At 34.2% G+C, this 9621-nt stretch carries 8 protein-coding genes; 3 read left to right on the top strand and 5 right to left on the bottom strand.

The annotated features are described in order from the left end of the window. Positions 1 to 135 precede the first annotated feature (135 nt). The 3 genes from ABY285_RS11460 (at position 136) to prfA (ending at position 4889) form a co-directional block, all read left to right on the top strand. Positions 136 to 2322 (top strand): glutamine synthetase III, encoded by a 2187-nt coding sequence (locus ABY285_RS11460; protein WP_372770179.1) that lies wholly within the window; start codon positions 136 to 138, stop codon positions 2320 to 2322. Positions 2323 to 2466: 144 nt separating this feature from the next. Beyond that, entirely contained in the window at positions 2467 to 3645 is a 1179-nt protein-coding gene (locus tag ABY285_RS11455; protein ID WP_372770177.1) for an AIR synthase related protein, read from the top strand. 167 nt (positions 3646 to 3812) lie between these two features. Next, complete coding sequence (gene prfA, locus ABY285_RS11450; RefSeq protein ID WP_372770175.1) at positions 3813 to 4889, top strand: peptide chain release factor 1; 1077 nt, start codon at positions 3813 to 3815, stop codon at positions 4887 to 4889. 88 nt (positions 4890 to 4977) lie between these two features. Here prfA and ABY285_RS11445 read toward each other — a convergent pair whose 3' ends face one another. From ABY285_RS11445 to thrS, 5 genes are all read right to left on the bottom strand, one after another. Beyond that, entirely contained in the window at positions 4978 to 5931 is a 954-nt protein-coding gene (locus ABY285_RS11445) for a TerC family protein (RefSeq protein WP_372770173.1), read from the bottom strand. 131 nt (positions 5932 to 6062) lie between these two features. Beyond that, on the bottom strand, positions 6063 to 6407 hold the full coding sequence (gene rplT / locus ABY285_RS11440; protein WP_372770171.1) for a 50S ribosomal protein L20: 345 nt from the start codon (positions 6405 to 6407) through the stop codon (positions 6063 to 6065). A gap of 88 nt (positions 6408 to 6495) precedes the next feature. Beyond that, a complete protein-coding gene (gene rpmI / locus ABY285_RS11435; RefSeq protein ID WP_372770169.1) occupies positions 6496 to 6693 on the bottom strand; it encodes a 50S ribosomal protein L35 in 198 nt (65 codons plus the stop codon). A gap of 34 nt (positions 6694 to 6727) precedes the next feature. Next, complete coding sequence (gene infC / locus ABY285_RS11430; RefSeq protein ID WP_372770181.1) at positions 6728 to 7288, bottom strand: translation initiation factor IF-3; 561 nt, start codon at positions 7286 to 7288, stop codon at positions 6728 to 6730. A gap of 22 nt (positions 7289 to 7310) precedes the next feature. Next, positions 7311 to 9251 carry a threonine--tRNA ligase gene (gene thrS / locus ABY285_RS11425; RefSeq protein WP_372770167.1) on the bottom strand — a complete coding sequence of 647 codons (1941 nt, stop codon included), beginning with the start codon at positions 9249 to 9251 and terminating at the stop codon, positions 7311 to 7313. Positions 9252 to 9621 lie beyond the last annotated feature (370 nt).

The raw sequence follows: 9621 nt of genomic DNA, 5'->3' as shown, positions 1-9621 counted from the left end.
ATTACTGATATTTTTAGTAAAAATACAAATCTTACTTTGACCCCTAATTTTTTAGGGGGTAATTTTTTTTAAATCAATTTTTAGGTTAAATTTGCACTATTAAAAACAGTGTATTAATTCTAAACAACATAAAAAATGTCAGTAATTAGATTTCAAGCATTAGCCCAGTCCGCAAAAAGAAAACCTGTTGACGTAAGTGAAGATATAAAAAGATCAATCTTGTTTGGCGAAAATGTATTTAATGAAAATACGATGCGTCAATATTTAACCAAAGATGCCTATAAAGGTGTTATGAGTGCAATTGAGCACGGAACAAAAATTGACCGTAAAATTGCAGATCAAGTTTCTTCATCAATGAAGGAGTGGGCAATGGCCAAAGGAGTTACTCATTATACACATTGGTTTCAGCCTTTAACAGGCGGAACTGCTGAAAAGCATGATGCTTTTTTTGAAACTATTGGAAATGGAATGGCCATTGAAAAATTTGGAGGAGATCAATTGGTGCAACAAGAACCAGATGCATCAAGTTTTCCTAATGGAGGTATAAGAAATACTTTTGAAGCTCGTGGGTATACTGCTTGGGACCCAACATCACCAGCGTTTATTTACGGAACCACTTTAAGTATTCCAACAATATTTGTTGCTTATACTGGGGAAGCATTAGATTATAAAACTCCTTTATTGCGTGCGCTAACAGCCGTAGACGATGCTTCGACAGCAGTTTGTAAATATTTTGATAAAAATGTAAAGAAAGTTACCGCTTCATTAGGATGGGAGCAAGAGTACTTTTTAATTGACAAAGCTTTGGCTAACAGCCGACCGGATATTACCTTAACCGGAAGAACTTTATTGGGACATTCTCCGGCAAAAGGGCAACAATTGGACGACCATTATTTTGGTTCTATTCCAAGCAGAGCGTTAAATTATATGCGTGACTTGGAAACTGAGTGTATGCTCGTTGGTATTCCTGTAAAAACTCGTCATAATGAGGTAGCTCCAAATCAGTTTGAATTGGCACCTATTTATGAAGAATGTAACTTGGCCGTCGACCATAACTCCTTATTAATGGATATTATGGGAAAAGTTGCTTCTCGTCACAATCTTAAAGTACTGCTTCATGAAAAACCTTTTGCAGGTGTAAATGGTTCTGGAAAACATAATAACTGGTCTCTTTCAACTGATTCAGGCATCAATTTATTAGCACCTGGAAAAACACCGATGAGCAATCTTCAGTTCCTAACCTTTTTTATAAATACAATTAAAGCTGTTCACGAAAACGAAGAATTGGTGAGAGCAGCGGTAGCTTCGGCAAATAATGACCACAGACTTGGCGCAAATGAAGCGCCCCCTGCAATTATTTCTGTATTTATTGGAGAGCAATTGACAAAAGTATTGGCAGAGTTGGAAGGTGTAACTAACGGTAAACTTTCTCCGGAAGAAAAAACAGATCTTAAATTAAACGTGGTTGGTAAAATTCCAGATGTTTTATTGGACAATACAGACAGAAACAGAACTTCGCCATTTGCGTTTACAGGAAATAAATTTGAGTTTAGAGCGGTTGGGTCATTTGCGAATTGTGCAAACCCAATGACTGTTTTAAATACGATAGTTGCAAAACAATTAAAAGACTTTAAAATTGAAGTAGATGCTTTAATTGTAGCTAAAGACTTAAAGAAAGACGAAGCTATTTTTAACGTATTAAGAGAATATATTAAAGCTACAAAAAACATATTGTTTGAAGGAAATGGTTATGGAGAAGCTTGGGAAAAAGAAGCAAAGAAAAGAGGTTTAAGCAACAATAAAACAACTCCCGAAGCATTAAAAGCAAGAGTTTCTAAAAAATCACTTGCATTATTTGAAGAAATGAATGTGATGAGTAAGGTTGAAACTGAAGCCCGATATGAAATTGAAGTGGAGGATTACACGATGCGTATTCAAATTGAATCTCGTGTTTTAGGAGATATCGCGGGCAATCACGTAGTGCCAACAGCTGTTCGTTACCAAAATATGTTAATTAAAAATGTAACAGGATTAAAAGAAATATTTGGAAAAGAATTTAATAAACATGCAGGAGAACAAATTAAATTAATTAAATTAATTTCTGAACATATTGAAGCGATCCATTCAAAAATAGATGAAATGATTGATGCGCGTAAAAAAGCGAATATTATAGAGGATGTTGAGGAAAAAGCGGCGGCATACTGTTCTGAAGTAAAACCATATTTTGATGAAATCAGATACCACTGCGATAAATTGGAACTTATGGTTGATGATGAATTGTGGCCACTCACAAAATACAGAGAATTGTTATTTACACGATAGTGACAATAAAATCCCGCAACTTGCGGGATTTTTTATTTTATGTACCTGTTTTAAAAATAGTTTTCTTTTTAGAGATTACTTAGGTAAAATCCAACAGGTTTAAAAAAGAAAAATTACTTTTGCACAACAACATAATTAGCATCAATGAGTTCAGAAAATAGTAAAAGATACAGTCAAAGAGGCGTTTCAGCTTCAAAAGAAGATGTTCACAATGCTATAAAAAATGTAGATAAAGGTTTGTTCCCGAAGGCATTTTGTAAAATTGTGCCCGATTATTTAACAAATGATGAGGATTACTGTTTAATCATGCATGCCGATGGTGCTGGAACAAAATCGTCTTTGGCTTATACCTATTGGAAAGAAACTGGTGATATTTCGGTGTGGAAAGGTATTGCGCAAGATGCATTAATTATGAATATTGATGACTTGATTTGCATTGGCGCAACAACCAATATTATGCTGTCTTCAACCATCGGGCGTAATAAAAATTTAATTCCAGGTGAAGTGATTTCAGCTATTATTAATGGAACTGAGGAAATACTGCTGGATTTAAAAAAGCATGGCATTGAAATTCATGCTACAGGTGGCGAAACTGCCGATGTTGGTGATTTGGTTAGAACCATAATTGTGGATTCTACAGTTACCGCACGAATGAAAAGAGCCGATGTTATTGACAATGCAAACATTAGGCCCGGCGATGTTATTGTTGGTTTGGCTTCTTTCGGACAAGCTTCTTACGAAAAGGAATATAATGGAGGAATGGGTTCTAACGGGTTAACATCTGCCCGTCATGATGTTTTTAATAAGTATCTGGCCGCGAAATATCCTGAAAGTTTTGATGCCGCAGTTCCAAATGAATTGGTTTATTCAGGGAATATGAAATTAACTGATGACGTTGAAAATGCTCCAATAAATGCAGGAAAATTGGTGCTTTCTCCAACCAGAACTTACGCACCTATCATCAAAAAAATACTTGACAAATATACTTCAGAACAAATTCACGGAATGGTGCATTGCAGTGGAGGTGCCCAAACAAAGATTCTCCATTTTATTGATAATTTACATATTGTAAAAGACAATATGTTTCCAGTTCCGCCATTATTCAATTTAATTCAGGATGAGAGCAAAACAGACTGGAAGGAAATGTACCAGGTGTTTAACTGCGGTCACAGAATGGAATTGTATGTTGCTCCGGAAATTGCCCAAAACATCATCGCTATTTCCAAAAGTTTTAATGTTGATGCGCAAATTGTGGGCATGGTAGAAGCTTCTGAAATTAAAAAGTTAACGATCAAAAGTGAATTTGGCGTTTTTGAGTATTAAATGTATTGCGATGCCAATTAATTGATTTGGCACTTTTCTTCAAGAATTTGCCTAAACAGATTGTCTTATTCTGTCATAATGGGAAATATTTTTTTTAATGGACATTAAAAAGTGCCCGAATATAATATCAAGAATTTGTTGTAAATTTGCAAACTAATAAAAAATAAATGTTAGATAAATTAAGAATAATAAAACAACGATTTGATGAGGTTTCTGATTTAATAATTCAACCGAATATTATTTCAGACCAAAAGCGCTACGTAAAAATCAGTAAAGAATATAAGGATTTAAACGCGGTGATGAAAGTGGGTGATGAATATCGTGGGTTGTTAATAAATATTGAAGAAGCCAAAGAAATAATTGCTGACGGGTCCGACGATGATATGACCGAAATGGCTAAAATGGAGATTCAAGAAGCTGAGGCGCGTTTGCCACAATTGGAGGAAGACATTAAGTTTATGTTAATCCCAAAAGATCCCGATGATGCCAAAAATGTGATGGTTGAAATTAGAGCTGGAACAGGCGGTGATGAAGCAAGTATTTTTGCAGGTGATTTGTATAGGATGTACACAAAATACTGTGCCGATAAAGGCTGGAGAACAAGTATTGTTGACATGAGTGAAGGTACTTCAGGAGGATTCAAAGAAATCATCTTTAGCGTTGAAGGTGAAGATGTGTATGGCAATTTAAAATTTGAAGCAGGCGTGCATCGTGTGCAACGAGTTCCACAAACTGAAACGCAAGGACGTGTTCATACATCGGCAGCTACAGTGATGGTTTTGCCGGAAGCTGAAGAATTTGATGTGCAAATTGACATGAATGATGTTAGAGTAGATTTTTTCTGTTCATCTGGGCCAGGTGGGCAATCTGTAAACACAACTTATTCTGCTGTACGTTTAACACATATTCCAACAGGACTTGTGGCACAATGCCAGGATCAAAAATCGCAACATAAGAATAAGGACAAAGCGATGCAGGTTTTACGTTCAAGGTTGTATGAAATGGAACTGGCCAAAAAACAAGAAGCAGATTCACTTAAACGAAAAACAATGGTGAGTTCTGGTGACAGATCTGCTAAGATTAGAACCTATAATTACCCACAAGGTCGGGTTACGGAGCATAGGATAGGTTTAACCATGTATGATTTGCAGAATATTATAAATGGTGATATCCATAGAATTATTGAGGGCTTGAGATTGGCAGAAAACACGGAAAAGCTTAAAGAATTAGGAGAAGTTTTTTAATGGAAAAACAGATCGCAACAAAAATAAAAACCCTCAAAATTTAAAATTTTGAGGGTTTTTATTTTTATATCAGCTCTTCAAAGATGTTTTAAAAGTTGTTATGATCACTCTCTTTTGCCGATCTAAGTGAAATTACAATTCCAACTAGGAGGGAAAGCGCTATAAATGTTAGCGAAAACCATTCGGGAAACTTAATATGGTGCGCTAAAATAAGTTTGATTCCAACAAAAGTTAAGATGGAAATTAAACTAAATTTTAAGTAATAGAATTTTGTTAACATATTTGACAGGAAGAAATACATGGAACGTAAGCCAAGTATTGCAAAAATATTAGATGTAAATACTAAAAACGGATCCGATGTAATTGCAAGTATAGCTGGAATGCTATCTAAAGCAAATAGAACATCGGTAAATTCAATAATTATTAAGGCTATAAAAAGGGGCGTTGCCGCCCTTATATGTCTTAATTTAATGAAAAAATGTTCTCCATTCATATGGCTTGTGATTGGAACAAACTTTCTGACTTGTCTATAAATAAAGGATTTTTTCGGATTGAATTTTTCTTCTCTTGAAGCCAGCATTCTGTATGCTGTGAAAATTAAAAATGCTCCAAAAATATAAGTTGTAAAACTAAATTTTTTAATTAGAATTACACCAAAGAAAATCATCAACGCTCTAAAAACAATGGCTCCTAAAATCCCCCAAAATAAAACACGGTGTTGGTATTTTAATGGAATTCTGAAAGATGCAAATATTACTGCAATTACAAATATATTATCAACACTTAGAGAAAGTTCAATTAAATATCCTGTAATATATTTTAGTGTGGCATCAGTTGGCGTCAGGTTGTCTACATTGCTGATAATATCACTGGAATACAACCAATAGATAACCCCTGAAAATAGAAAAGAAATAGTCACCCAAACGCCTGTCCAGATAGAGGCTTCTTTTGTGCTTATAATATGCGGTGTTCTATTGAAAACACCCAAATCCAATGCTAAAAAAATCAAGATGAGCGCAATAAAAATAATCCAAACAATCATATTTAAATAATTATATTAAGGAAACAAATATATGCAATTTGGAACTCTCTACTTAAATTATAGTTGTAAATATATAGCACAAAAAAACCGAACAGATGTTCGGTTTTTTTATAAGCAAGGAATTAAAAAATCTATTTTACTTTATCTGCAATTGCCTTAAAAGCTTCTGGGTTATTCATCGCTAAATCGGCAAGAACTTTACGGTTCAATTCAATATTGTTAGCTTTAAGTTTCCCAATAAACTGTGAGTAAGACATTCCGTATAAACGGGCTCCGGCATTAATACGCTGAATCCATAATCCACGAAAACTTCTCTTTTTGTTTTTACGGTCTCTGTAAGAATATAACATTCCTTTTTCAACCGCATTTTTAGCTACTGTGTAAACGTTTTTTCTACGTCCGAAGTAGCCTTTTGCTTGCTTCAATATCTTTTTTCTTCGAGCTCTTGAGGCAACTGAATTTACTGATCTTGGCATAATTCATTTGTTTTTTTGTAGTAGGCGGCATAAATGCACTTAAATAAGCACTACTCCATGGTTAATAATTAAATTCCCTTTTAACTTTTTATTTTAAAGTTAGTTGTTGTAAAATGTTAGCTTTATCTGCTTTGTGAACCAAACCAGCGTGGGTTAACTTTAATTTACGTTTCTTAGACTTTTTAGTCAAAATATGACTTTTAAAAGCGTGTTTTCTTTTTATTTGTCCAGAGCCGGTAAGCTTAAAACGCTTCTTGGCACTAGATTTTGTTTTCATTTTAGGCATCTTTCTTCTATTTTTATTGTCTTGCTTATTATTTTTATTTCTTTTTTGGTGAAATGTACATAATCATACGTTTCCCTTCTAATTTTGGCATTTGTTCAACTTTACCGTATTCTTCAACTTCTTGGGCCAATCTTAAAAGTAGAATATGCCCTTGATCCTTATAGATGATCGATCGACCTTTAAAAAACACAAATGCTTTTAATTTCGCGCCAGATTTTAGAAATTCTAGAGCATGTCTCTTTTTAAATTCATAATCGTGTTCATCTGTATTTGGGCCAAATCTAATTTCTTTAACAACAACTTTTGTCGCTTTGGCTTTTTGAATTTTATCTCGTTTTTTCTGTTCGTAAAGAAATTTCTTATAATCTGTTATTTTACATACAGGAGGAACTGCTTTGGGAGATATTTCAACCAAATCTAATTCTAACTCTTTGGCAAGTTCTCTTGCCCGTGCAATAGGGTATACGCCTATTTCCACATTTTCTCCTACTAAACGAACTTCATCAACATAGGTAATTTTTTCATTTATTCTATGTTGATCCTCTTTTACTACTCTCCAAGGCTTTCTTGGGCCTTTATTTCTACTTAATGCTATAACGTTATATTTTAAATTAAACTTAAAATTGCTCTAATGTGCTATTAACTTCTTTATTTATTAATGAAATGAATTCATTTATTGTTGATGAACCCATATCACCATCGCCTTGTTTTCTTACAGAAACTGTAGCGTCATTTTCTTCCTGTTCCCCTACAATCAGCATAAACGGAATCTTATTCATTTCGGCATCTCTAATTTTTCTGCCGGTTTTTTCATTTCGTTTATCTATAAGGGCGCGAATGTCGGCATTTTCTAACAAATTTAAAACTTTTTCGGCATATATTTGATATTTTTCGCTGATTGGCAATATGATAACCTGCTCGGGAGTTAGCCAAAGCGGGAATTTACCACCCGTATGTTCCAGTAATACCGCAATAAATCTTTCCATGGAGCCAAATGGCGCTCTATGAATCATTACGGGTCTGTGTAATTGATTGTCGGCTCCTTTATAAGTCAAATCAAAACGTTCAGGTAAATTATAGTCTACTTGTATGGTTCCTAATTGCCAGCTTCTTCCTAATGCATCTTTCACCATAAAATCCAGTTTAGGACCATAAAATGCTGCTTCTCCGTATTCAATTTTAAAATCTAACCCTTTTTCAGTGGCGGCATTTATGATGGCGTTTTCTGCTTTTTCCCAATTTTCGTCACTACCAATATATTTATCTCTGTTTTCTTTATCACGTAAAGAAACTTGAGCAGTAAAATTTTCAAAACTTAACGATCTGAACACATATAATACTAAGTCAATAACGGCTTTAAACTCACTATCTAATTGATCTGGCGTACAAAATATATGGGCATCATCTTGTGTAAAACCTCTAACGCGGGTTAATCCATGCAATTCCCCACTTTGTTCATACCTGTATACGGTTCCAAATTCGGCAAAACGTTTTGGTAATTCTTTATAGGAATAAGGCTTGTCGTTATAAATTTCACAATGATGCGGACAGTTCATAGGTTTTAAAAAGAATTCCTCACCTTCTTTTGGTGTATGTATTGGTTGAAAACTGTCTGCGCCATATTTTGCATAATGACCTGAAGTGACATACAATTCTTTTTGCCCGATATGCGGAGTAATCACCATTTCATAACCGGCTTTTTTTTGTGCTTTTTTCAAAAACTGCTCTAATCTGTCTCGCAAAACAGCTCCTTTTGGCAACCAAAGCGGTAATCCTTGACCTACTTTTGCTGAAAAAGTAAACAATTCCAGTTCTTTTCCTAATTTTCTGTGGTCTCTTTTTTTCGCCTCTTCCAGTAATTCCAGATATTCAGTAAGCATCTTTTGTTTAGGAAACGATATGCCGTATAAACGCGTAAGCTGGTTGTTCTTTTCATCTCCACGCCAATAAGCACCGGCAACACTCATAATTTTGACAGCTTTAATTAAGCCTGTATTTGGAATATGTCCACCTCTACATAAATCAGTGAAATCAGAATGGTCGCAAAAAGTGATTTCCCCGTCATTCAAGTTTTCGATTAATTCAACTTTATACTGATTGTTCTGACTTTTATAAAAATTCAGGGCATCCTTTTTTGAGACTTCACGCAATTTAAATTCATGTTTCCCACGAGCCATTTCAAGCATTTTTTGCTCTATTGCAGGAAAATCTTTATCAGAAATAACATCCTCTCCCAAATCAAGATCATAATAATAGCCATTGTCGATTGCAGGACCAATAGTTAATTTAACATTAGGATAAAATGAAGTTATAGCTTGAGCCATTAAGTGGGCGGATGAGTGCCAGAAAGCTTTTTTGCCTTGGGCATCCTCAAAAGTATATAGTATCAAATTTCCATTTTCATTTAATGGCGTTGAAATTTCAACAGTTTTGGAATTAAATTCGGCAGAAATTATGTTTCTGGCAAATCCTTCACTGATGCTTTTAGCAACATCCAGTGGAGTACTTCCCTTTTGAAATTCTTTTATTGAGCCATCCGGCAATGTTATTTGTATCATGCTTTTTTTATTAAAGATGCAAAGATATCGGAAAACTATCAGTTTCGCAATACGTTTGCGTTATTAACGGAAGCTTTTTTATAAATAATTGTTAATTTATTTATACCTTATTACATGTATATAATATACAAATTATTTAGTGGAACTCAAAGGCAGTGCAGGGTGCTAATTTTTTAATCTTTTTTTAATTGTAATACGCACAATTTCAACGGTGTAAAATTAAAGTTTATTTTTCTCAAAAAAAACCTAATAAAAATTTGTTTTGGGAGATAAAAAGGGATTACATTTGCAACCGCTAATAAGGAAAGGTATTGGCGAAGTTCATAAAAATACTGCAGAGGAAATCTTTATAAATAAAAAACCAAATTTT

Source organism: Lutibacter sp. (genome assembly GCF_041555395.1).
In the GTDB taxonomy this organism is placed as follows: domain Bacteria; phylum Bacteroidota; class Bacteroidia; order Flavobacteriales; family Flavobacteriaceae; genus Lutibacter.
The sequence above is the reverse complement of the archived record's forward strand: the minus strand, read 5'-3'. Positions and strand labels throughout refer to the sequence as shown.